Annotated in this window: 17 protein-coding genes and 1 pseudogene; 11 read left to right on the forward strand and 7 right to left on the reverse strand. The window is 71.7% G+C overall.

Annotation, left to right across the window (positions count from 1 at the left end; all coding sequences use genetic code 11):
- Positions 1–106: 106 nt before the first annotated feature.
- Both ACFVYS_RS01455 and ACFVYS_RS01460 read right to left on the reverse strand, forming a co-directional pair.
- Positions 107–346 (reverse strand): heavy-metal-associated domain-containing protein, encoded by a 240-nt coding sequence (locus tag ACFVYS_RS01455; RefSeq protein WP_389497721.1) that lies wholly within the window; start codon positions 344–346, stop codon positions 107–109.
- Positions 347–500: 154 nt separating this feature from the next.
- Entirely contained in the window at positions 501–1,172 is a 672-nt protein-coding gene (locus tag ACFVYS_RS01460) for a TetR/AcrR family transcriptional regulator (protein ID WP_389497723.1), read from the reverse strand.
- A gap of 142 nt (positions 1,173–1,314) precedes the next feature.
- On the opposite strand from ACFVYS_RS01460, the gene ACFVYS_RS01465 reads away from it, so the two are divergent.
- Together ACFVYS_RS01465 and ACFVYS_RS01470 are read left to right on the forward strand one after the other, a co-directional pair.
- Entirely contained in the window at positions 1,315–3,588 is a 2,274-nt protein-coding gene (locus tag ACFVYS_RS01465) for an MMPL family transporter (RefSeq protein ID WP_389497725.1), read from the forward strand.
- A gap of 125 nt (positions 3,589–3,713) precedes the next feature.
- On the forward strand, positions 3,714–4,790 hold the full coding sequence (locus ACFVYS_RS01470; protein ID WP_389497727.1) for a zinc-dependent alcohol dehydrogenase family protein: 1,077 nt from the start codon (positions 3,714–3,716) through the stop codon (positions 4,788–4,790).
- Here the strand turns inward: ACFVYS_RS01470 and ACFVYS_RS01475 are convergent.
- From ACFVYS_RS01475 to ACFVYS_RS01490, 4 genes and pseudogenes are all read right to left on the reverse strand, one after another.
- Entirely contained in the window at positions 4,738–5,301 is a 564-nt protein-coding gene (locus ACFVYS_RS01475) for a GNAT family N-acetyltransferase (protein WP_385555993.1), read from the reverse strand. The two genes, ACFVYS_RS01470 and ACFVYS_RS01475, sit on opposite strands and share 53 nt — an antisense overlap.
- A 58-nt stretch (positions 5,302–5,359) precedes the next feature.
- Positions 5,360–5,560 carry an AlpA family transcriptional regulator gene (locus ACFVYS_RS01480; RefSeq protein ID WP_020131726.1) on the reverse strand — a complete coding sequence of 67 codons (201 nt, stop codon included), beginning with the start codon at positions 5,558–5,560 and terminating at the stop codon, positions 5,360–5,362.
- 435 nt (positions 5,561–5,995) lie between these two features.
- Positions 5,996–6,825, reverse strand: a pseudogene (locus ACFVYS_RS01485) (helix-turn-helix domain-containing protein).
- Between the two features lie 269 nt (positions 6,826–7,094).
- Complete coding sequence (locus ACFVYS_RS01490; protein ID WP_389497729.1) at positions 7,095–8,021, reverse strand: sugar phosphate isomerase/epimerase family protein; 927 nt, start codon at positions 8,019–8,021, stop codon at positions 7,095–7,097.
- A 176-nt stretch (positions 8,022–8,197) separates the two neighbouring features.
- On the opposite strand from ACFVYS_RS01490, the gene iolC reads away from it, so the two are divergent.
- The 5 genes from iolC to mmsA are packed head-to-tail and all read left to right on the forward strand — an operon-like array spanning position 8,198 to position 14,279.
- The gene (gene iolC / locus ACFVYS_RS01495; protein ID WP_267019822.1) at positions 8,198–9,148 is read left to right on the forward strand and encodes a 5-dehydro-2-deoxygluconokinase; all 951 of its coding nucleotides are present in this window, start codon (positions 8,198–8,200) and stop codon (positions 9,146–9,148) included.
- On the forward strand, positions 9,145–10,029 hold the full coding sequence (locus tag ACFVYS_RS01500; RefSeq protein WP_389497731.1) for a deoxyribose-phosphate aldolase: 885 nt from the start codon (positions 9,145–9,147) through the stop codon (positions 10,027–10,029). Before iolC ends, ACFVYS_RS01500 begins: the two co-directional genes overlap by 4 nt.
- Before the next feature lie 7 nt (positions 10,030–10,036).
- Positions 10,037–10,873, forward strand: a complete 837-nt coding sequence (gene iolB, locus ACFVYS_RS01505) for a 5-deoxy-glucuronate isomerase (protein ID WP_327183177.1) — start codon at positions 10,037–10,039, stop codon at positions 10,871–10,873.
- Entirely contained in the window at positions 10,870–12,762 is a 1,893-nt protein-coding gene (iolD, locus tag ACFVYS_RS01510; protein ID WP_389497734.1) for a 3D-(3,5/4)-trihydroxycyclohexane-1,2-dione acylhydrolase (decyclizing), read from the forward strand. Before iolB ends, iolD begins: the two co-directional genes overlap by 4 nt.
- A gap of 14 nt (positions 12,763–12,776) precedes the next feature.
- Positions 12,777–14,279, forward strand: coding sequence for a CoA-acylating methylmalonate-semialdehyde dehydrogenase (gene mmsA, locus ACFVYS_RS01515; RefSeq protein ID WP_389497736.1), 1,503 nt, complete (start codon positions 12,777–12,779; stop codon positions 14,277–14,279).
- 67 nt (positions 14,280–14,346) lie between these two features.
- Here the strand turns inward: mmsA and ACFVYS_RS01520 are convergent, their stop codons facing one another.
- A complete protein-coding gene (locus ACFVYS_RS01520; protein WP_389497738.1) occupies positions 14,347–15,192 on the reverse strand; it encodes a hypothetical protein in 846 nt (281 codons plus the stop codon).
- A gap of 333 nt (positions 15,193–15,525) precedes the next feature.
- On the opposite strand from ACFVYS_RS01520, the gene ACFVYS_RS01525 reads away from it, so the two are divergent.
- The 4 genes from ACFVYS_RS01525 (at position 15,526) to ACFVYS_RS01540 (ending at position 22,208) form a co-directional block, all read left to right on the forward strand.
- Entirely contained in the window at positions 15,526–16,938 is a 1,413-nt protein-coding gene (locus ACFVYS_RS01525; protein ID WP_389497739.1) for an APC family permease, read from the forward strand.
- A 108-nt stretch (positions 16,939–17,046) separates the two neighbouring features.
- Complete coding sequence (locus ACFVYS_RS01530) at positions 17,047–19,698, forward strand: CocE/NonD family hydrolase (RefSeq protein WP_389497741.1); 2,652 nt, start codon at positions 17,047–17,049, stop codon at positions 19,696–19,698.
- Positions 19,695–20,549 (forward strand): ABC transporter permease, encoded by an 855-nt coding sequence (locus ACFVYS_RS01535; protein ID WP_389497742.1) that lies wholly within the window; start codon positions 19,695–19,697, stop codon positions 20,547–20,549. Before ACFVYS_RS01530 ends, ACFVYS_RS01535 begins: the two co-directional genes overlap by 4 nt.
- Before the next feature lie 141 nt (positions 20,550–20,690).
- On the forward strand, positions 20,691–22,208 hold the full coding sequence (locus ACFVYS_RS01540; RefSeq protein ID WP_389497744.1) for a von Willebrand factor type A domain-containing protein: 1,518 nt from the start codon (positions 20,691–20,693) through the stop codon (positions 22,206–22,208).
- Positions 22,209–22,254: the final 46 nt, after the last annotated feature.

The raw sequence follows: 22,254 nt of genomic DNA on the forward strand, positions 1-22,254 counted from the left end.
GCGGACCGGGCCGTACGGAACCAGTATCAGCTGGTCGGCACGGCCCGGTGGTGGAGTGAGGGGTGTCGAGGGGAGGTGCGGAGGCGCGGGTGCCTCAGCGGGTGCCTCAGGCCTGGCCGACCAGTTCGAAGCCCGCCTCGTCGACGGCGGCCCGTACGGCCTCCTCGTCGAGCGCGGCGGCGGAGACGACCGTGACCTCACCGGTCGAGGCGACGGCCTTCACCGAGGTGACACCGGCCAGCTCGGAGAGCTCGCCGGAGACGGCGCCCTCGCAGTGGCCGCAGCTCATGCCGCTCACCTTGTAGACGGTGGTGACGGAGTCCGTGGTGTCGGTTTGAGCGGTCATGTCGTTCTCCTCGTGGAGGCAGGTGGGGCGGGCGGGGCCGCGAGAGGTCTCCCGTCAACTGAGACTATACCCCTAGGGGGTATGAATCAAAGAAACGGGACCCGCCGCGCGGAGGGTGTGCGGATGCTTCCGGCAGAGGAGGCGGGTACCCGGACTACCGGGCCGTAGTGACCTCGGCGCCGCCGCCCTCGACGCGGCCCAGCCGATCGCCCACCAGTGGCTCCAGATAGCGGATCAGTACGTGCTTCAGCTCCCGCACGTACGCGTCGCGCTCGGCGCCCTCGTGGCCCAGGACCAGCTCCAGGCCCGCCTTGTACAGCCCCAGGCACATGTGTGCGGTGCGGGTGAGGTCGGCGGGCGGTGAGTCCGGCAGCAGGGAGGAGAGCAGGCCCTCGATGCGGGCGAGCAGGGTGGCGTGCAGCGCGTCGTGCTCCTCGGCGATGTGGCCGGGGATGTCGGGTCCGTGCATTAGGGCGAAGAACACCGGATGGTCGCAGTTGAAGGCGATGAACCGGTCCACGGCGGTACCGACGGCCTCCGCCAGCGGGGTGGCGGGGTCGACCGGGGCGAGCGCCTCGCCGAAGGTGTCGCGCATCTCGTGCATGAGGCGGTCGCCCAGCTCGATCGCGATCGCTTCCTTGTTCGGGAAGAACTGGTAGAGCGTGCCGGGTGAGACGCCGGCCTCGCGGGCGATGGCGTTGGTGCTGGCGGCCGTGTAGCCGGTCGTGCAGAAGACGCTGGCCGCGGCCTCGAGCAGCTGTGCGATACGCCGCTCGCCGCGCGCCTGGCGCCGGCGCGGCTGTTCCTTCTCCTGGCTCTCGGCCACGCGTTTTCCCCAGCTTTCCCGGACCCGATTGACAAACGCGAGTGGTCGCTCGCATTCTGGGATTCAGAAACGCGAGCGCTCTCTCGTGTTTGCCATTTTACGGCTTGCACGACTGCTTGCAGGGTGAAGGGGACACCGCACGATGACCGAAGTCAACAGCCCACCCCGTCCCGGAGGCTGGACCCGCTTCGTGACCGCCCGGCCCAGGCTGTCGCTGCTCGCGGCCCTGGTGCTCACCGTGCTCGCGGTGCTGGCCGGCAGCGGGGTCGCCGAGCGGTTGGGCAGCGGCGGCTGGGAGGATCCGGGCGCGCAGTCCACGTACGCGACCAAGGCCCTGGAGCGAGAGTTCCCCGGCTCCCAGCCCAACCTTCTGCTGCTGGTCGACGCGGGCGAGGCCTCCGTGGACGACCCGGCGGTCGTCGCCGAGGCGAACCGGCTCACCGCGAGCCTGGCCGCCGAGAAGGGCGTCGTCGGCGTCGGCTCCTACTGGCAGGCCGAGGCGGGGGCGGCCCCCGCCCTGCGCGCGAAGGACGGCCGTGAAGCGCTGATAGCCGCCCGCATCACGGGCGACGAGAAGGCGATGGGGGAGACCCTCGACCGCATCGCCCCCGCCCTGCGCGGCACGCACGGGCCGGTGGAGGTGCGGATCGGCGGCGGCGTCGCCGTGCGGCACGAGATGCAGACCATCATCCAGGAGGACCTGACCCGCGCCGAGATGATCGCCCTGCCGATCACCCTGGTGCTGCTGGTGATGGTCTTCGGCAGCGCGATCGCCGCCCTGCTGCCGCTCGGCATCGGCATCGTCGCGATCCTCGGCACCAACGCCGTCCTCAGCGGCCTCACGCGGTTCACCGACGTCTCCATCTTCGCGATGAACCTCACCACGGCCCTGGGCCTCGGCCTCGCCATCGACTACGCCCTGTTCATCGTCCGCCGCTTCCGCGAGGAACTCGCCGCCGGCGCCGACCCCTCGACGGCCATCGGCACCACCCTGCGCACGGCCGGCCGCACGGTCCTGTTCTCCGCGCTCACGGTCGCGGTGTCGCTGGCGGCGATGCTCCTCTTCCCCCAGTACTTCCTGCGCTCCTTCGCCTACGCCGGCATGGCCGTGGTCCTGCTGGCCGCCGCGGCCGCCCTGATCCTGCTCCCGGCGGCGCTGATCCTGCTGGGCGACCGGGTCAACTCCCTCGACCTGCGCCGCCTGTTCCGCCGGGGCCGGCCCGCGCCTGCGCCCGGCGACGAGGGCGGCAGGGCCTGGGGCCGCACGGCGAGCCTGGTCATGCGCCGCGCCCCCTTCTTCGCCCTGGCCACCACGGCCGCCCTCGTTCTCCTCGGACTGCCCTTCCTCGGCGTGAAGTTCGGCACGGCCGACGACCGCCAGCTGCCCTCCTCGGCCGAGTCCCACGTCGTGCAGCAGCACATCAGGGACGGCTTCCCGGGCAGTCCCGGCGGCGGCCTCGAGGTCCTCGCCGAGGGCAGGGCGACCGGGGCCCAGTACGCGGCCTACAAGGAGCGCGTGGCCGCGCTGCCGGAAGTGGCCCGGGTGGACGGCCCGTTGGTGAACGGCGACGCGGCGTACTTCACGGTGCTGCCCAAGGGCGAGGCCGTCGACGACGCGGCCCAGGCCCTGGTGGGTGAGCTGCGCGCAACATCCGCTCCCTTCGAGACCTCCGTGACCGGCACGGCGGCCGTCCTGGTCGACTCCAAGCACGCGATCGGCGCCCAACTGCCCTGGGCGGTCGCCTTCATCGCCATCGTCACCCTGCTCCTGGTCTTCCTGCTGACCGGCAGCGTGCTGATCCCGCTCCAGGCGGTGCTGCTGAACGCGCTCAGCCTGACGGCGATGTTCGGCGCGGTGGTCTGGGTCTTCCAGGACGGCCACCTCTCCGGCCTGCTCGGCTTCACCAGCCCCGGATCCATAGAGACCACCCTCCCGGTCCTGATGTTCTGCGTGGCCTTCGGCCTCTCGATGGACTACGGCGTCTTTCTGCTCTCCCGCATCAAGGAGGAGTACGACCGCACCGGCGACCACGAAGGGGCGGTCGCGCTGGGCCTGCGGCGCACCGGCGGCCTGATCACGGCGGCGGCGGTCATCCTGGCGGTGGTGATGGTCGCGATCGGCACCTCACGCGTCACCAACACCAAGATGCTCGGCCTGGGCATCGCCCTGGCGGTCCTGATGGACGCGATGGTAGTGCGCAGCCTCCTGGTCCCGGCCATCATGCGCCTCACCGGCAGGGCCACCTGGTGGGCACCGGCACCGCTGCGCAGGTTCCACCAGCGGTTCGGCCTGAGCGAGGGGGAGCCGGCCCGGCAGACACCGGCCGCCGCGTCCGCGTCAGCGCCGGACGAACCCACGCCGGACGAACCCACGCCGGACGAACCCGGGCGGGACAAGGTCGACGCGCACGGCTAGCGTTCGCGGAGGTCCATGGTGGACGGAGATCCAGCGTGGACGGAGATCCGGTGGACGCAGGTCCGGTGGACGGAGGTCCGCGGGTCACCGTGGGTTTCCGCGGGCGAAGGCGAGGGTGAAGACACATGCGGGCTGTGGTGTTCGAGCGGTACGGGGAGCCGGCCGAGGTACGTGAACTGGCCGACCCCCGGCCGGCCCCCCACGGAGTGACCGTGCGTGTCGAGGCCACCGGCCTGTGCCGCAGCGACTGGCACGGCTGGATGGGCCACGACCCGGACATCACCCTGCCGCACGTGCCCGGGCATGAACTCGCCGGTGTGGTGCAGGAGGTCGGTGCCCGGGTCACCGGGTGGCGGGCGGGCGACCGGGTCACCGTCCCCTTCGTGTGCGGCTGCGGCAGCTGCCCGTCCTGCGCGGCCGGCGACCAACAGGTGTGCGAGCGGCAGACCCAGCCCGGCTTCACGCACTGGGGCTCCTTCGCCCAGTACGTGGCCCTGGAGCACGCCGACGTGAACCTGGTCGCGATCCCCGACGACCTGTCGTACGCCACCGCCGCCTCGCTCGGCTGCCGGTTCGCCACCGCGTTCCGGGCCGTGGTGCAGCAGGGCCGCGTCGCGGCGGGGGAGTGGGTGGCGGTGCACGGCTGCGGAGGGGTGGGCCTCTCGGCGGTGATGATCGCGGCGGCGAGCGGGGCACGGGTGGTGGCGGTGGACGTCTCCCCGAAGGCCCTGGACCTGGCGCGGAAGTTCGGCGCGGCGGAGTGCGTGGACGCACGGGGGGTGCCGGACACGGCGGAGGCGGTCCGTGAGCTGACCGGGGGCGGCGCCCACCTCTCCCTCGACGCGCTCGGTTCCCCCGCCACCTGCGCCGCCTCGGTGAACGGGCTGCGCCGCCGGGGCCGCCACGTCCAGGTCGGCCTGCTCCCCTCGGCGGACGGCACGACCCCCGTCCCGCTGGCCCGCGCCATCGCCCTGGAGCTGGAGATCCTGGGCAGTCACGGCATGGCCGCGCACACCTACCCGCAGATGCTGGAGCTGGTCCGTGCGGGGGTGTTGCGTCCCGATCTGCTGGTGACGTCGACGATCACCCTGGACGAGACCCCGGCCGCCCTGTCCGCGCTGGGCACCGCCCCGGGCGCGGGGGTGACGGTCATCGATCCGTGGGCCCGAGCGCGGCCCACTCCCGGTCCAGTATCGCCATGAGCACCTCGTCCACCCACACCCCGTTGCGCAGCGCGGCCTCCCGCCGCACCCCCTCGACCACGAACCCGACCTTCTCGTAGACGCGGCGGGCCCGTTCGTTGTCGCCGTACAGCTCCAGCTGGACGCGGTGCAGGCCCAGTCGCTCGAAGCCGTGGCCGACGATGAGCCGGGTCGCCTCGGTGCCGAGCCCGCGGCCCCGGCCCCGGGGTCCGATCAGCGTGCGGAAGGTGCAACTGCGGGCGTCCGGATCCCACTCGTGCAGGACCACCTCGCCCACGAGTTCGCCGGTGTCGCGGTCGGTGACGGCGAGGTCCAGCCGGTCGGGCTGCTCGGCACGGGAGCCGTACCAGGAACGCACCCGCTCCGGGGTGAGGTCGCTGTTCGGCGGGAAGGTGAAGCGGACGACCTCGGGGTCGCCGATGATCTCCCACATGGTGTCGGCGTCGGCCTCGGTGAAGGGCCGCAGGACGGTCTTCGGGCCGCGGAGCTGGGGCTTGACGGAGAAGTTCACCCGCAGCACTGTGCCCCACGCGTCCGCGGAGCACAGCCGGTTTTCCTCCGACGTCGGGTCAGTCCAGAGCGCGCCCCCGGTTGCCCGGCCGGGAGGCGACCCAGGCGCGCACGGTGTCGGCGTACCAGAAGGGCTTGCCGCCCTCGACATGGTCGGGCTGGGGCAGCAGTCCGTGCTTGCGGTAGGACCGTACGGTGTCCGGCTGCACCTTGATGTGCGCCGCGATCTCCTTGTAGGACCAGAGCCTTCGGTCGGTCATGAGTTGCACCTCCCTGCGCGCGCGGGGGTCGGCGGCCGGGAGGCCGCCCGGGGGAGCCCGGCACTGCGCTGGCGATCACCAAGCCTGTGCCCGGTGAACGACGCTCGGTGACCGTGAGGAAGCGGCTGTTGACCTCGTGTGACACAAGACCCGCGTACGCGCGACATGCGTGACAGAAAGGGGGAGTTTGTGACACAGGTGAAGCAGAGAAGTGTGCGGGGCTCCTGGGAGAGGCGCATTGACAACCGCCCCGAGGCCGCCGACAGGAGGCGGGCCGGGCCCGCTGCGACAGGCCCGACCCGTTCCCGCTCCCCGCCATCCCCCCGGAACGACCAGAACGACCGAAGAGCCCGGAGTGCTCAAAGCACCGGAAGACTCGAAGCACCCGGAACGGCCGGAAATCGCCGGATCAACTGGCAGACCCCCAGCCTGTATTCAGCCAATGCGGCGGGTCTTGGAAAAATGCGCACCCGGTCCGGACCAATCGTCCGGTCGGGCCGGCAGGACCAGGCTCGTCGCCTCCCCGCTCAGCCGGTCCGCGGCCGGCGACACCTGCGTCGGAAGCCGCCTGGCCTGCGTGAACTCCCTCGGCGTGCACCCCGTCATCGCCTTGAACTCACCGCTGAGATGGGCCTGGTCGTAGAAACCGCAGAGGGCGGCGGTCTCCGCCGCGCTCCGCCCCTCCGCCAGCAGCCGACGGGCCCACTGCAGCCGCAGCACGCGGGCCGCCGCCTTGGGGCCGAGCCCGATCTGCTCACGGAACCGGTTCTCCAGGTGCCGTACGCTCCAGCCGACCTCCTCGGCCAGCCGGGGCACCGGTATCGCGCCGCCCGTCCGCACCAGCAGCGACCAGGCCCGCGCCACCCGCTCCGAACTCGGCGTACCGGCCTCCCGCCACCGGGAACCTCGTCGAGCAGCTCGAACCGGTCCGCCCAGCCGGGTAACGCGGCCAGCGCGGCGGCGAGTTCACCGAGGGGCGACCCCAGGGAGTGCGGCAGCTCGTCGGGGTCGACGGTGCGGTTGACGAGCTCGTGCTGGGGCGTGCCGAAGAGGGTGAACGCGGCCCAGGGCGTCAGGAGCACCTCGATGCCCGAGAACCGCCCGCCGTGCTCCCCTACGGCGGGCGTGGTCGTGGGCCCGCAGTACACGGACACGAGCGTGTCCGGCGTCCGCCCGGCCCGCGAGATCCGCACGGGCTGCTCGAACCCCAGCAGCAGGGTCGAGGCCCCGATGGGCGTCTCGAGCCGCCGCCGGGGCCGAGTCATGGCGAGCCGGATCCCGCGATAGCTCATCACTCCGGGCCGCAGCCGCGGATGGGGCCCGGCGAGAGCGAACTCCCATGATCCGCCGGGCCCTTCACCGGATCGGGTGCGTACGGGACTCCCAGCCATGGGTGCTTATGGTGCTACGGCAGGGGCAACGCCGTTAAGGGGCGCGGGGCTGTATCCGTATGCGGCTCCGCCGCGTGGGCGCGACAAGCCACACACGACCTGCACTCGCGCGAACACGGAACCTGGCACCCCGGTGGGCGCGTCTACGCCCCGCACGACCTCAAAAACGCCCGCGTACGCTGCGCGATGGGCAAGGGGGCGTCCGGCGCACACGGATACATGTCCTGCTCGACGATCGCGAAGAGGTCGACGTCCAGCTTCTGCGCGGCCTCCAGCACCGGCCCCAGCGCGGGCACACCGGTGGGCGGCTCGCACATCACGCCCCGCGCGACGGCCGGCCCGAACGGCACCTGGTTGGCCCGTACGTCGGCGAGGATCTCCGGGTCGACCTGCTTGAGGTGCAGGTATCCGATCCGCTCGCCGTAGGTCTCGATCAGCTTGACGCTGTCGCCGCCGCAGTACGCGTAGTGCCCGGTGTCCAGGCACAGCGACACCAGGTCGGAGTCGGTGCCGTCCAGGAAGCGGACCACGTTCTCCTCGCTGTCGATGTGGGTGTCGGCGTGCGGGTGGACGACGATCTGCAGGCCGTACCGCTCCCGCACCTCCTTGCCGAGCCGCTCGGTCAGCGAGGTGAGGTTGCGCCACTGCTCGGGCGTGAGGGTGTCCGGCTCCAGTACCTCGCCGCTCTTGTCGTCCCGCCAGAAGGACGGGATGACGACCAGGTGCTTCGCGCCCATCGCCTGGGCGAGCACCGCGTTGTCCGCGACATGCGCCCAGGTCTTCTCCCAGACGGCCTCGCCGTGGTGCAGGCCGGTGAAGACCGTGCCCGCCGACACCTTCAGGCCACGCTTGGTCGTCTCCTCGGTGAGGAGTGCGGGATCGGTCGGCAGGTACCCGTAGGGGCCGAGCTCGATCCATTCGTAGCCGGACTGCGCGACCTCGTCGAGGAAGCGCTGCCAGGGGACCTGGGCGGGATCGTCCGGGAACCAGACGCCCCAGCTGTCGGGGGCGGAACCGACACGGATGCGGGAAACACCGGAAACTGGTGACTGAGGTGACAACGACGTCATGGGCGTCAGCGTGCTGTCTCACCGAAGGGGGTGTCAAGGGCTGGTCCGAATGTCTGGACAAAACATTGACAGGGCCCGCCGCGCGGGGCTACAAAGCCGTGAGAGCCGATACGGGGACGTGCCGGGGACGTGCCACGAGCGGTCTCACGGGGACGAGCAGATACGAAGGGAACTCGATGGCGTACGACCTGATCACCATGGGGCGGATAGGGGTGGACCTCTATCCGCTACAGACGGGCGTCCCACTCCCGCAGGTCACGTCCTTCGGGAAGTTCCTGGGGGGATCCGCGACCAACGTCGCGGTCGCCGCAGCCCGCCTCGGCCGCGAGACGGCGGTGATCTCCCGCACCGGTGACGACCCCTTCGGCACCTATCTGCACGAGGCCCTGCGCGGCTTCGGCGTCGACGACCGCTGGGTCACCGCCGTGCCCGGACTGCCGACGCCCGTCACCTTCTGCGAGGTCTTCCCGCCGGACGACTTCCCGCTGTACTTCTACCGGCAGCCCAAGGCGCCGGACCTGGAGATCGACGCCCACGAACTCGACCTCGACGCCGTCCGCGAGACCCGCATCTTCTGGGTCACCGGCACCGGCCTGAGCGAGGAACCCAGCCGTACGGCGACCCTCGCCGCGCTGGCCCACCGGGCCAAGGCCGGCACCACGGTCTTCGACCTCGACTGGCGCCCGATGTTCTGGAGCCACCCCGACACCGCCCGCCCGTTCTACGTCGAGGCCCTCAAGCACACCACCGTCGCCGTGGGCAACCTCGACGAGGTGGAGGTCGCCACCGGAGTGCGCGAACCCCGGGCCGCGGCCCAGGCGCTGCTGGACGCCGGTGTCGAACTCGCGGTGGTCAAGCAGGGCCCCAAGGGTGTTCTCGCCGTCAACAGCAAGGGCGAGTCCGCCGAGGTCCCGCCGCTCCCGGTGAGCGTCCTGAATGGCCTCGGCGCCGGTGACGCCTTCGGCGGCTCCCTCTGCCACGGTCTGCTCGCGGGCTGGGACCTGGAGAAGATCATGCGGCACGCCAACGCCGCGGGCGCCATCGTCGCCTCCCGGCTGGAGTGCTCCTCCGCGATGCCGACACCCGACGAAGTGGAAGCCGCGCTCAAGGCGGGGGCCGTCCTGTGACGACCGTCGACATCTCCGAACTCGTCCGCCTGCGCACGCAGCACCCCGAGGCGATCGCCGAGGCGGCAGCCCGCCGCCCGCGCAGAGCGCTGCTGGGCGACTCCGGTCGCCTGATGATCGTCGCCGCCGACCACCCGGCCCGTGGCGCGCTCGGCGTCGGCGGCGACAGGCTCGCCATGGCCAACCGGGCCGGGCTGCTCGAGCGCCTGTGCCTGGCCCTCTCCCGGCCCGGCGTCGACGGTGTGCTCGCGACCGCCGACATCCTGGACGACCTGCTCCTGCTCGGCGCCCTCGACGGCAAGGTCGTCATGGGTTCGCTGAACCGCGGCGGCCTCCAGGGGTCCGTCTTCGAGCTCGACGACCGCTTCACCGGTCACCGCCCCGAGGACGTCGAGCGGATGGGCTTCGACGCGGGCAAGCTGCTCGTCCGCATCGACTACGACGACCCGGGCTCGCTCACCACCCTGGAGTCCACGGCCCGCGCCATCGACGACATGGCCGCCCGTAAGCTCCCCCTCTTCGTCGAGCCGTTCATCAGCCGCCGCACCCCCGACGGCAAGGTGGGCAACGACCTCTCCGCCGAGGCCGTCACCAAGTCGATCGCCATCGCGTCGGGCCTGGGCGGCACCTCGGCCTACACCTGGCTGAAGCTCCCGGTCACCGAGAACCCCGACGACATGGCCGAGGTCATGCAGACGTCCACGCTGCCCGCCGTCCTGCTGGGCGGCGAGGTCGGCGAGGACCAGGACGGCGCGTACGAGAAGTGGCGCGGGGCGCTCCAGCTCCCCACCGTCCGGGGCCTGGTGGTCGGCCGTTCGCTGCTCTACCCGGCGGACGGGGATGTCGCCGCCGCCGTGGACACCGCCGTAGGACTGCTGTGAGGGCCGCATGACACACACCGAGCCGCACCACGACCTGTATCTCCCGCACGGCACCACGGCCGGCGCCGACTACACGCTCGACATCGATCCGAAACGAGCCGGCTGGGGTTACTGCAGTCTGCGGATCGTCGAGCTGGAGCCGGGTGGCACCCACCTCTTCACCACGGGTGACAGTGAGTGGATCGTGCTTCCGCTGAAAGGCGGATGTACCGTGCAAACAGCCGGTGAAGAGTTCCAACTCCTGGGCAGGGAGAGCGTTTTCGCGTCGGTAACCGACTTCGCGTACGTTCCCCGTGACGCCCGGGTCCAGATCGCCTCCGGCGCGGGAGGCCGCTTCGCCCTGGCAGGAGCGAAGTGCGAGCGACAACTCCCCGCCCGCTACGGCCCCGCGCCGGAGGTCCCCGTCGAAGAGCGCGGCAGCGGCAACTGCGCCCGTCTGGTGCGCAACTTCGCCTCCGCCGACGCCTTCGACTGCGACAAGCTGATCGCCGTCGAGGTGATCACCCCTGGCGGCAACTGGTCCTCGTACCCGCCGCACAAGCACGACGAGCACCGGCCGGGCGAGGAGGCCGAACTCGAGGAGATCTACTACTTCGAGATCGACGGCCCGAACGGTTTCGGCTATCAGCGCGTATCCCCTTCACGCGAAGGCGGATCCGACGTCCTCGCGGAGGTCCGCTCCGGCGACGCCGTGCTCGTCCCCGACGGCTGGCACGGCCCGGCCATCGCCCAGCCCGGCCACGCCATGTACTACCTGAACGTCATGGCGGGACCGGGCGAGACACGGGAGTGGCGGATCTGCTTCCACCCGGACCACGTAGAGAGCACAGGGGGTTACCGATGACGGCGCAGACCTCGACGACGAGGCTGACGGTCGCCCAGGCACTCGTCCGCTTCCTCGCCGCCCAGTACACGGAGCGCGACGGCGTACGGCAGCGGCTGATCGGCGCGACCTGGGGCATCTTCGGCCACGGCAACGTCGCCGGCCTCGGGCAGGCGCTGGTCGAGTACGGCGACGACATGCCGTTCCACCAGGGCCGCAACGAGCAGTCGATGGTCCACGCGGCCGTCGGCTACGCCCGCCAGTCGAACCGCCTGTCCACCCACGCGGTGACGACGTCGATCGGCCCCGGCGCGACCAATTTGGTCACCGGCGCAGCCCTGGCGACCGTCAACCACCTTCCGGTCCTGCTGCTGCCCGGCGACATCTTCGCGACCCGCGTCGCCGACCCGGTGCTCCAGCAGCTCGAGGTCCCCTACGCGGGCGACGTGTCGGTCAACGACACGCTGCGCCCGGTGTCGAGGTACTTCGACCGCGTCACCCGCCCCGAGGCCCTGATCCCGGCGGCCCTGCAGGCGATGCGTGTCCTGACCGACCCGGTGGAGACGGGCGCGGTCACCCTCGCGCTGCCCCAGGACGTCCAGGCCGAGGCCTACGACTGGCCCGACGAGTTCTTCGCCGAGCGCACCTGGGCCGTACGCCGTCCGGGTGCGGACCCGACCGAACTCGCGGAGGCGGTCCGCGCGATCCGGGCCGCCCGACGCCCGCTGATCGTCGCCGGCGGCGGGGTCCACCACAGCCGCGCCGAAGAGGCCCTCGCCGAGTTCGCCGAGGCCACCGGCATTCCGGTCGCCTCCACCCAGGCCGGCAAGGGCTCGCTGCGCTACGACCACCCCCAGGACGTGGGCGGCGTGGGCCACACCGGCACGGCGACGGCGGACGAACTCGCCCGCACGGCGGACCTGGTGATAGGCGTGGGCACCCGGTACACGGACTTCACCACCGCCTCGAACACCCTGTTCGCGGCCGACGGCGTCCGCTTCCTCAACCTCAACATCGCGCCCTACGACGGCCACAAGCTCGCCGGTCAGCCGCTCGTGGCGGACGCCCGCAGCGGCCTCGGCGAGCTGACCGCGGCCCTCCAGACGCACGGCCACCGGGTCACGGACGCCTATGTCACCGAGTACGCGGAGGACAAGGAGCGCTGGGAGCAGCGCGTCGACGCCTGCTACGAGGCGGAGGAGCCGGACGTACGGCCGACCCAGCCGCAGGTGCTCGGCGCCCTGGACGCCCTCGCCGACGAGTCGGACGTGATCATCAACGCGGCCGGTTCGCTCCCCGGTGACCTGCACAAACTCTGGCGGGCGCGCTCCCGGGACCAGTACCACCTGGAGTACGGCTACTCCTGCATGGGGTACGAGATCCCGGCGGCGATCGGCGTGAAGCTGGCCGCTCCCGAGCGCAACGTCTGGGCCCTGGTCGGCGACGGCACGTACCTGATGATGCCCACGGAGATCGTGACGGCCGTGCAGGAGGGGATCGCGATCAAGCTCCTCCTCGTGCAGAACCACGGCTACGCCTCGATCGGCGGTCTGTCGGAGTCGGTGGGCGGCGAGCGGTTCGGCACCGCGTACCGCTACACCTCGGACGACGGCACCTTCACCGGGGCCCCGCTGCCCGTCGACCTGGCCGCCAACGTGGCCAGCCTCGGCATGCGCGTGCTGCGCGCGAAGACCGTCCGCGAACTGCGCGAGGCCCTCGCCGAGGCGCGCCGCGCCGACACTCCCACATGTGTCTACGTCGAGACGGAAACGGCCGACACTGTGTCGGGGCCGCCGCCCGCGCAGGCCTGGTGGGATGTACCTGTGGCCGAGACCGCGACCCGGTCGTCCGCGGTCAAGGCACGTGAGCTGTACGAACGGCACGTCTCCACCCGACGCCGCCATCTGTGAAGGAGCACTCGGTCATGACGAAGATCGTCAACCACTGGATCGGCGGCAAGACCGTCGAAGGCGCGTCGGGTACGTACGGGCCGGTCACCGACCCGGCGACCGGCGCCGTCACCACGAAGGTCGCGTTCGCGACCGTCGAGGAGGTCGACGCGGCGGTCGCCGCCGCCAAGGACGCCTACGCCACCTGGGGCCAGTCCTCGCTGGCCAAGCGCACCACGATTCTCTTCAAGTTCCGCGCCCTGCTGGACGCGCACCGGGACGAGATCGCCGAACTGATCACCGCCGAGCACGGCAAGGTGCACAGCGACGCGCTGGGCGAGGTCGCGCGCGGCCTGGAGATCGTGGACCTGGCATGCGGGATCACCGTGCAGCTGAAGGGTGAGCTGTCGACCGAGGTGGCCTCCCGGGTCGACGTGTCGTCGATCCGCCAGCCGCTGGGCGTCGTCGCGGGCATCACGCCGTTCAACTTCCCGGCGATGGTCCCGATGTGGATGTTCCCGATCGCCATCGCGACCGGCAACACCTTCGTGCTCAAGCCGTCCGAGAAGGACCCGTCGGCCTCCCTGAAGATCGCCGAGCTGCTGGCCGAGGCCGGGCTGCCGGACGGCGTCTTCAACGTCGTCAACGGTGACAAGGTCGCGGTCGACCGCCTCCTGGAGCACCCGGACGTCAAGGCCGTGTCCTTCGTCGGCTCGACCCCGATCGCCCGGTACATCCACACCACCGCCGCCGCGAACCACAAGCGCGTCCAGGCCCTGGGCGGCGCCAAGAACCACATGCTGGTCCTCCCGGACGCCGACCTCGACGCGGCGGCGGACGCGGCCGTCTCGGCGGCCTACGGCTCGGCGGGCGAGCGCTGCATGGCGATCTCCGCGGTCGTGGCCGTCGGCGCGATCGGCGACGAGCTGGTGCAGAAGATCCGCGAGCGCGCCGAGAAGATCAAGATCGGTCCCGGCAACGACCCCACCTCCGAGATGGGCCCGCTCATCACGAAGGTCCACCGCGACAAGGTGGCGTCCTACGTCACGGGCGCGGCGGCCGAGGGCGCGGAGGTCGTCCTGGACGGCTCCGGCTACACCGTCGAGGGCTTCGAGGACGGTCACTGGATCGGCATCTCGCTGCTCGACAAGGTCCCGACGACCGCGAAGGCCTACCAGGACGAGATCTTCGGCCCGGTGCTGTGCGTGCTGCGCGTGGACACCTACGACGAGGGCGTGGCCCTCATCAACAGCTCGCCGTTCGGCAACGGCACGGCGATCTTCACCCGGGACGGCGGCGCGGCCCGTCGCTTCCAGCTGGAGATCGAGGCCGGCATGGTCGGCGTGAACGTCCCGATCCCGGTCCCCGTGGGCTACCACAGCTTCGGCGGCTGGAAGGACTCGCTCTTCGGCGACCACCACATCTACGGCAACGACGGCACCCACTTCTACACCCGCGGCAAGGTCGTCACGACCCGCTGGCCGGACCCGGCCGACGGCCCCGGCGGCGTGGACCTGGGCTTCCCGCGCAACCACTGAGGCGGCGCCCGCACGGCGCCCCGTCGTCCCCGGTGAGGGGAGGGCGGGGCGCCGTCGTGCGCGGGGCCTACTGCACGCCGGCTTCCTTGATCGCCTCGGTGAGGTCACCGGTCTGCGCGGCCGGCGGGGCCTTCACCTCGGTCGTGGCGCCGAACTTCTCGAAGTCCATGGTGACCTTCATGGTGCCGATCTCCTGGATCATGCGTACCGGCAGGTCCTTGGCTCCGACCCAGACATCCATGGTGATCGAGGTCGCGCCGCCGGTGAGCGAGCCGAAGAGGTTGTCCTCGTTGCCGTAGGCCTCCTTGTACTTGCCCATGGCCTTCTGGTCGACGACGGCCCGGTAGTGGGTCGTGGCCTTGCCGTTCACCGTCTCCGCGCCCAGGTCCTCGACGTTGTCGGCGTACTTCAGGCCCTTCATGGACGCCGACGGGCTGCCGCCGCTGCTGCCGCTGAGCGCCTGCGCGCCCTGCCGGCCGAAGACGGCCGAGCCGTCGATCTTCATCCACTCCTTGCCCTCGAGCGGACCCGAGGCCTGCGGGTCGACGTCGTAGTAGTACGCGCCGTCCACGAAGAGCATGCGCATCTGCGGATCGTCCTGCATCTGCTGCATCTGCGCGGCCGCGGTGTCCATCAGGACGTCGAAGGCGAATCCGTCGCCCCAGGAGTAGGTGCCGTCCATGGTGACCGGGGTGCCGGCGCCCATGGAGGTGGTCATCTTCACCTCCGCCGAGCCCAGCTGCTCGGTCCGGTCGGTCGCCCTGCCGAGCGCCGCCATGATCGCGTCGGTGCCGTCCACGGCCTCGGCCGTCCCCTCGGCCGTCCCCTCGGCGGCCTCGGTGCCGCACCCGGCTGTCGTGATCAGCGCCGCCGCCGTGACCGCCGTCCAGGCGGCCGCGTACTTCAGCTTCATGAGTCCCCACCCCTGTGCATCGTCTGTGATCCCCGAATCCCGACAGGACACACTGACACGTCCGTATACCGAACGTCGCCCCACTTTTTTGCCGCCCGCCCTGCGGTTCCCGCACGCCCCGAAGGGGCAGTGCCGTCCGACCGAAATTGCCATATCCGTGGTCCAGGGCCGCTCTTCGCAACGGATTCCGTAGGTGAACACCTATTGACGCACCGGTTTCCGTCGGGATTCCATGCAGCCGCCGGGAGCGGACGAACGACGTACGACCAAAGCCGCCGGAGGCGATAGCGCTCCCGCCTCACCCCCGCCGCACGAGTCGATCGGAATCGCCGCATGACCGACACGCTCCCCCCTGTCGAGGCCGCCGCCCCTCAGGCGCACGCACCCGACAGCCCCCAGCAGCTCAAGCGCTCCATCGGAGTCGTCGGCGGCACCCTCCTCACCCTCTCCTGCGTCACCCCCGCCTCCACCCTCTTCGTCGTCGTCCCGGACCTCTTCGGCTCGCTCGGCACCGCGACCGCCCTCACGATCGCGATCGGCTCGCTGCTCTGTATCGCCGTGGCGTTCTGCTACTCGGAGCTGGGCACCCTCATCCCCAGCGCGGGCGGCGAGTACGCCATGGTGTCGACGCTGGCCGGGCGGCTCGCCGGCTGGCTGGTCTTCGTCCTCTCCCTGCTCGTCGTCATGATCGTCCCGCCGGTGATCGCGATGGGCACGGCCGACTACCTGGCCCCGGTCGTCCACCTGGACCCCTCGCTCGCGGGCGCCGCCGTCATGCTGCTCGCCACCCTCGCCGGCCTGCTCGACCTGCGCGCCAACGCCTGGATCACCGGGGTCTTCCTGGTCCTGGAGGTCATCGCGGCGGCCGTCGTCGCGGTGCTGGGCTTCGCCCACGGCCACCGCGGCGCGGGCAGCCTCGTCTCGATGCAGGTCGCCGGCACCGACGGCCACACCGACACCGTCACCGGCATGCTGGTCGTCTCCGGCCTCGCCATCGCGCTCTTCGTCACCCAGGGCTTCTCGACCGCCGTCTACCTCTCCGAGGAGCTGGAGAACCCGCGCCGCAACGTCGCCCGCACGGTCCTCGCCACCCTCGCCATCTCCTCCGTGATCATCCTGGTCCCGGTCGTCGCCATCACCTTCGGCGCCTCCGACCTCACCGAGCTCACCGGCGGCGACATCGGCGCCATGGTCACGGCCTGGTCCAACTCCGCCGTCGGCACCTTCGTCAGCCTCTGCGTGGCGCTCGCGATCATCAACGCCGGCATCGTGATGGTCATCCAGAACTCCCGCGTCCTGTTCGCCTCCGCCCGCGACAAGGCCTGGCCCCGGCCGGTCAACGACCTCTTCGCCAAGCTCGGCCGGTTCGGCTCCCCCTGGGTCGCCACCCTCGCCGTCGGCGTCCCCGGCGCGCTGCTCTGCTTCGTGAACCTGGACACCCTGTACGGCGTCACCGGCGTCTCCGTGACCGGCATGTACCTGCTCATCGCGGTCGCCGCCCTGCTCTCCCGCCGCGGCCGGCACAAGGACACCCACGCCTGGCGCATGCCCCTGTGGCCGGTGCTGCCGCTCCTGCTGATCGTCGTCCTCGGCTACATCCTCACCCAGCAGGAGACGGCCTACCTCGTATGGACCGGCGGCATCACCGCCGCCGCCACCCTCTACTGGGCCCTCTACCTCCGCCCCCACCGCGACACCCGCTGGCTGGTGTCGCTCCCGGAGGACGTCCAGGACAGGCCGGTCTGAGTACCGCGTCTGGTGTAGGGCGCGACGGCTGCGTACGCCGCCGGGATGGCGACGAGTTCGGTCTCCGGTCGACAACTCCACGACAGGTTGACCCCGTACGGTTGAAGCATGGATCTTCGACTGCCCGGTCTGCGAGGACCACGGCGGCCACGACGGATCGTCTCCGCCGTGGCCGCCGTGGTCGTACTCGCCGGTGCCGGTACCTGGACGGCCGTCGCCTCCGACGACGACACGCCCTCGGTGCACCACACCGACCGGGTCATGGCGGTGGACGGCGTACGCCTGGACACCTCCTACTTCACCTCCGGCGCTGCCGGCCGCCGCCCCGCCGTCCTCCTCGGACACGGCTTCGGCGGCAGCAAGGACGACGTACGCCGGCAGGCCGAGCAGCTGGCCCGCGACGGATACGCGGTGCTCACCTGGTCGGCGCGCGGCTTCGGCAAGTCCACCGGCAAGATCGGGCTGAACGACCCGAAGGGCGAGGTCGCCGACGTCTCCAAGCTGATCGACTGGCTCGCGAAACAGCCCCAGGTGCGGCTCGACAAGTCCGGCGACCCCCGGGTGGGCGTCGCCGGCGCCTCCTACGGCGGCGCGATCTCCCTGCTCGCCGCCGGCTACGACGACCGCGTCGACGCCATCGCCCCCGCGATCACCTACTGGAACCTCGCGGACGCCCTGTTCCCCGACGGCGTGTTCAAGAAGCTGTGGGCCGGCATCTTCGTCAACACCGGCGGCGGCTCCGCCCGCTTCGAACCCGCGCTGGCCGCGATGTACGACCGCGTCGCCGAGTCCGGCACCCCCGACACCGCCGCCCGCGAGATCCTCGAACAGCGCTCGCCGTCCGCCGTCGCCGACCGCATCAAGGTCCCCACCCTGCTCATCCAGGGCCAGACCGACTCCCTCTTCACTCTCGCCCAGTCCGACGCGGCCGAGAAGGCGATCCGCGCCAACGGCGCCCCCGTCGACGTCGACTGGATCGCGGGCGGCCACGACGGCGGCGACCTGGAGGGCGAGCGCGTCCAGACCCGCGTGCGTGCCTGGTTCGACCGCTACCTCAAGGACGACAAGGCCGCCGACACCGGCCCCGCCTTCCGCGTCACCCGCACCGGAGGCGTCGACTCCACCGACGGCGCCGCCCAGCTCAGGGGCGCGAGCGCGGACAGCTACCCCGGCCTGGAGAGCGGCGAGCGCGCGTTCCCGCTGACCGGCCGCCGTGAGGAGCAGTCCTTCGCCAACCCGCCGGGCGCCGGCCCGCCCGCCGTCTCGGCCCTGCCGGGACTCGGCGGCGGAGGCCTCTCCCAGCTCTCCTCGCTCGGCGTCGGCGTCTCCCTGGACTTCCCCGGCCAGTACGCCGCCTTCGACTCCGCCCCGGTCACCGGCGACCTGCGGGTCACCGGTTCCCCGACGGTCACCGTCCACGTGAAGTCGACGTCCGACACCGCCGTCCTCTTCGCCAAGGTCTACGACGTCAGCGGCCGCGGCAGCGGCAGCCAGGTGCTGCCCTCCCAGCTCGTCACCCCGGTCCGTGTCGAGGGCGCCGAGGCCGGCAAGGACGTCACGATCACGCTCCCGGCGATCGACCACAAGGTCGAGGAGGGCCACCGGCTGCGCCTGGTCCTCGCCTCCACCGACCTCGGCTACGCCTCCCCGATGACCCCGGCGACGTACACCGTCTCGGTGAAGGGCGACCTGAAGGTCCCGACCGCCCCCGCCGTGACGACCGCGGCCGCCCCGCTCCCGTCCTGGGTCTGGTGGCTGCCCCTCGCGGGCGCGGCGATCGCGCTCGCCCTGCTGCTGACGGCCCGCCGCCGCACCACGGGCCCCGCCCCCGACCCCGCGCTCGCCGAGGTCCCGCTCCAGATCACCGACCTGAGCAAGAAGTACGCGAACGGCGACCGCTACAGCGTCCGCGACCTGTCCTTCCGCGTCGAGAAGGGCCAGGTCCTCGGTCTCCTCGGTCCGAACGGCGCGGGCAAGACGACGACCCTGCGCATGCTGATGGGCCTGATCAGCCCCGACGGCGGCGAGATCCGGGTCTTCGGCCACGCCATCCGCCCGGGCGCGCCCGTACTCTCCCGCGTCGGCTCCTTCGTCGAGGGCGCCGGCTTCCTCCCGCACCTGTCCGGCCGGGAGAACCTGGAGCTGTACTGGCAGGCCACCGGCCGCCCCGCCGGGGACGCCCATCTGGCGGAGGCCCTGGAGATCGCCGGCCTCGGCGACGCCCTCGCCCGCGCCGTACGCACGTATTCGCAGGGCATGCGCCAGCGCCTCGCCATCGCCCAGGCCATGCTCGGCCTCCCGGACCTGCTCATCCTCGACGAGCCGACCAACGGTCTCGACCCGCCGCAGATCCGCGAGATGCGCGAGGTGATGATCCGGTACGCGGCGGCCGGCCGCACGGTCATCGTCTCCAGCCACCTCCTGTCCGAGGTCGAGCAGTCCTGTACGCACCTCGTGGTCATGGACCGGGGCCGGCTGGTCCAGGCGGGCCCGGTCGCCGAGATCGTCGGCTCCGGCGACACCCTCCTCGTGGGCACGGCCACCCCCGTGGAGGAGCCGGTCGTGGAGAAGATCGCCGCGCTGCCGGGGGTGGCCTCCGCGGTCCCCGCCGCCGAGGGCCTGCTGGTCCGGCTGGACGCCGACGGCAGCGCCCAGCGCCTGGTCGCCGACCTGGTCCGGCTCGACGTGCCCGTCCAGGCCGTCGGCCCGCACCGCCGCCTGGAGGACGCCTTCCTCACCCTGATCGGGGGTTCCGCATGAGCACGCTCACCGAGGTCGCCTCCGGCTACCAGGCGGGCCGCACGCTGCCGCTGCGCGTCGAGCTGGTCCGCCAGCTCAAGCGCCGCCGCACGCTGGTCATGGGCGGCATCCTCGCCGCCCTGCCGTTCGTCCTGCTCATCGCCTTCGCGATCGGCGGCGAGCCCGGCGGCCGCAACAACCAGGTGAGCCTGATGGACACGGCGACGGCGTCCGGCGCCAACTTCGCCGCCGTCAACCTGTTCGTGTCCGCCGGCTTCCTCCTGGTCATCCCGGTCGCCCTGTTCTGCGGGGACACGGTCGCCTCGGAGGCCGGCTGGTCCTCGCTGCGCTACCTCCTCGCCGCCCCCGTGCCCCGGGCCCGCCTGCTGTGGTCCAAGCTCGTCGTCGGCCTCGGCCTCAGCCTGGCCGCGATGGTCCTGCTGCCCGTCGTCGCCCTCGCCGTCGGCTCCGCGGCCTACGGCTGGGGCCCCCTGGAGCTGCCCACCGGCGGCGCGCTCGACTCCGGTACGGCGGCCCAGCGGCTGGTGATCGTGGTCGGGTACGTCTTCGTCTCCCAACTGGTCACCGCCGGACTCGCGTTCTGGCTCTCGACGAAGACCGACGCCCCGCTCGGCGCGGTCGGCGGCGCGGTCGGCCTGACCATCGTCGGCAACGTCCTGGACGCCGTCACCGCCCTCGGCGACTGGCGCGACTTCCTGCCCGCGCACTGGCAGTTCGCCTGGGCCGACGCCGTCCAGCCCACCCCCGAGTGGTCCGGCATGATCCAGGGCACCGCCGTCTCCGTGACCTACGCCCTGGTCCTGTTCGCCCTGGCCTTCCGGGGTTTCGCCCGCAAGGACGTGGTGTCCTAGGTCACCGGAGGGTCACCCACCGGTCTCGGAGGACCGTCCTCGTGCCCGGTTCGAGACGGATCCGCAACACCCCGTGTCGCACGTTCCGGCCCCCTGTCCCGTCACAGTCACAGACGTCGACGGACACAGGGGGCACGGCACATGAAGACACTTCGAACCCACCGGCTAGCACGACTGTTCGCCACCGCGGCGGCCACCGCACTGCTGCTCACCGGCTGCGGCGCGGGCGGCTCCGACAGCGGTGAGGCCTCGGACGGGGCGGCCCGCGGCAGCGAGGCCTTCCCCGCGCCGAGCGCACCCCGCGCACACGAGAGCGCCGAGGACGCCCAGGACGGCAGGAAGGCCGCCCCCGACCACCTCTCCACCTTCGCCCTCGACGTCGACACCGCGTCGTACGGCTACGCCCGCCGCACCCTCACCGAGGGACAGCGCCCGGACCCCTCGACGGTCCGCCCCGAGGAGTTCGTCAACAGCTTCCGCCAGGACTACGAACGCCCCGACGGCAACGGCTTCTCGGTCACCGTCGACGGCGCCCGCACCGGCGAGGACGACTGGTCCCTGGTCCGCGTGGGCCTCGCCACCCGCACGGCCGAGCAGCAGGGCGAACGCCCGCCCGCCGCCCTCACCTTCGTCATCGACGTCTCCGGCTCGATGGCCGAACCCGGCCGCCTGGACCTGGCCAGGTCCGCCCTCGGCACGATGACCGACCGCCTCCGCGACGACGACTCCGTCGCCCTCGTCACCTTCAGCGGCGAGGCCGAGACCGTACTGCCGATGACCCGCCTCGGCGACCACCGCGACCGCGTCCACCAGGCCATCAGCGGCCTGGAACCCACCGACTCCACCAACCTCGGCGCCGGTGTCGAGACCGGCTACGCCACCGCCGTCGAGGGCCTGCGCGAGGGCGCCACCAACCGGGTCGTCCTGGTCTCCGACGCCCTCGCCAACACCGGGGACACGGACGCCGACTCCATCCTGGAACGCATCTCCACCGCCCGCCACGAACACGGCATCACCCTCTTCGGCGTCGGCGTCGGCAGCGACTACGGCGACGCCCTGATGGAACGCCTCGCCGACAAGGGCGACGGCCACACCACCTATGTCTCGACCGAGGACGAGGCCCGCGAGGTCTTCGCCACCGACCTCCCGCGGAACATCGACCTGACCGCCCGCGACGCCAAGGCCCAGGTCGCCTTCGACCCCGAGACCGTCGCCGAGTTCCGTCTCCTCGGCTACGACGACCGCCGGGTCGCCGACGACGACTTCCGCGACGACCGCGTCGACGGCGGCGAGGTCGGCCCCGGCCACACCGTCACCGCCCTCTACGCAGTCCGCACCGAGCCGGGCGCCGACGGCCACCTCGCCACCGCCACCGTCCGCTGGCTCGACCCCGACACCCGCACCCCGCACGAGAACTCCGGCCGGCTGGAGACCGGCGCCCTGCACGACCGGCTCACCGACGCGCCCGTCCGCTTCCAGGTCACGACGACCGCCGCCTACTTCGCCGACGCCCTGCGCCGACCGGAGATCCCCCTGCCGGACGCCCCCAGCCTGGGCGAACTCCGGGAAACCGCCGAAACGTTGGCGGACAGGACCGAGGACAAGGACGTCCGCGGACTCGCCGACGCGATCGACACCGCAAGCCGGCTCGACCTCTAGAGCGGGACCTTGCGCACCAGGACCGGTACCGCACGTGACACCGCGA

This window comes from Streptomyces sp. NPDC058295, assembly GCF_042880655.1.
Classification (GTDB): Bacteria; Actinomycetota; Actinomycetes; order Streptomycetales; family Streptomycetaceae; genus Streptomyces; species Streptomyces coriariae.

Coding starts and splice junctions, on each gene's coding strand:
- ACFVYS_RS01525 (WP_389497739.1), top strand. CDS start 15,526: ATGACCGACACGCTCCCCCCTGTCGAGGCCGCCGCCCCTCAGGCGCAC.
- ACFVYS_RS01455 (WP_389497721.1), bottom strand. CDS start 346: ATGACCGCTCAAACCGACACCACGGACTCCGTCACCACCGTCTACAAG.
- ACFVYS_RS01480 (WP_020131726.1), bottom strand. CDS start 5,560: ATGACCGACCGAAGGCTCTGGTCCTACAAGGAGATCGCGGCGCACATC.
- iolB (WP_327183177.1), top strand. CDS start 10,037: ATGACACACACCGAGCCGCACCACGACCTGTATCTCCCGCACGGCACC.
- ACFVYS_RS01540 (WP_389497744.1), top strand. CDS start 20,691: ATGAAGACACTTCGAACCCACCGGCTAGCACGACTGTTCGCCACCGCG.
- ACFVYS_RS01465 (WP_389497725.1), top strand. CDS start 1,315: ATGACCGAAGTCAACAGCCCACCCCGTCCCGGAGGCTGGACCCGCTTC.
- ACFVYS_RS01490 (WP_389497729.1), bottom strand. CDS start 8,021: ATGACGTCGTTGTCACCTCAGTCACCAGTTTCCGGTGTTTCCCGCATC.
- ACFVYS_RS01535 (WP_389497742.1), top strand. CDS start 19,695: ATGAGCACGCTCACCGAGGTCGCCTCCGGCTACCAGGCGGGCCGCACG.
- iolC (WP_267019822.1), top strand. CDS start 8,198: ATGGCGTACGACCTGATCACCATGGGGCGGATAGGGGTGGACCTCTAT.
- ACFVYS_RS01520 (WP_389497738.1), bottom strand. CDS start 15,192: ATGAAGCTGAAGTACGCGGCCGCCTGGACGGCGGTCACGGCGGCGGCG.
- ACFVYS_RS01530 (WP_389497741.1), top strand. CDS start 17,047: ATGGATCTTCGACTGCCCGGTCTGCGAGGACCACGGCGGCCACGACGG.
- iolD (WP_389497734.1), top strand. CDS start 10,870: ATGACGGCGCAGACCTCGACGACGAGGCTGACGGTCGCCCAGGCACTC.
- mmsA (WP_389497736.1), top strand. CDS start 12,777: ATGACGAAGATCGTCAACCACTGGATCGGCGGCAAGACCGTCGAAGGC.
- ACFVYS_RS01470 (WP_389497727.1), top strand. CDS start 3,714: ATGCGGGCTGTGGTGTTCGAGCGGTACGGGGAGCCGGCCGAGGTACGT.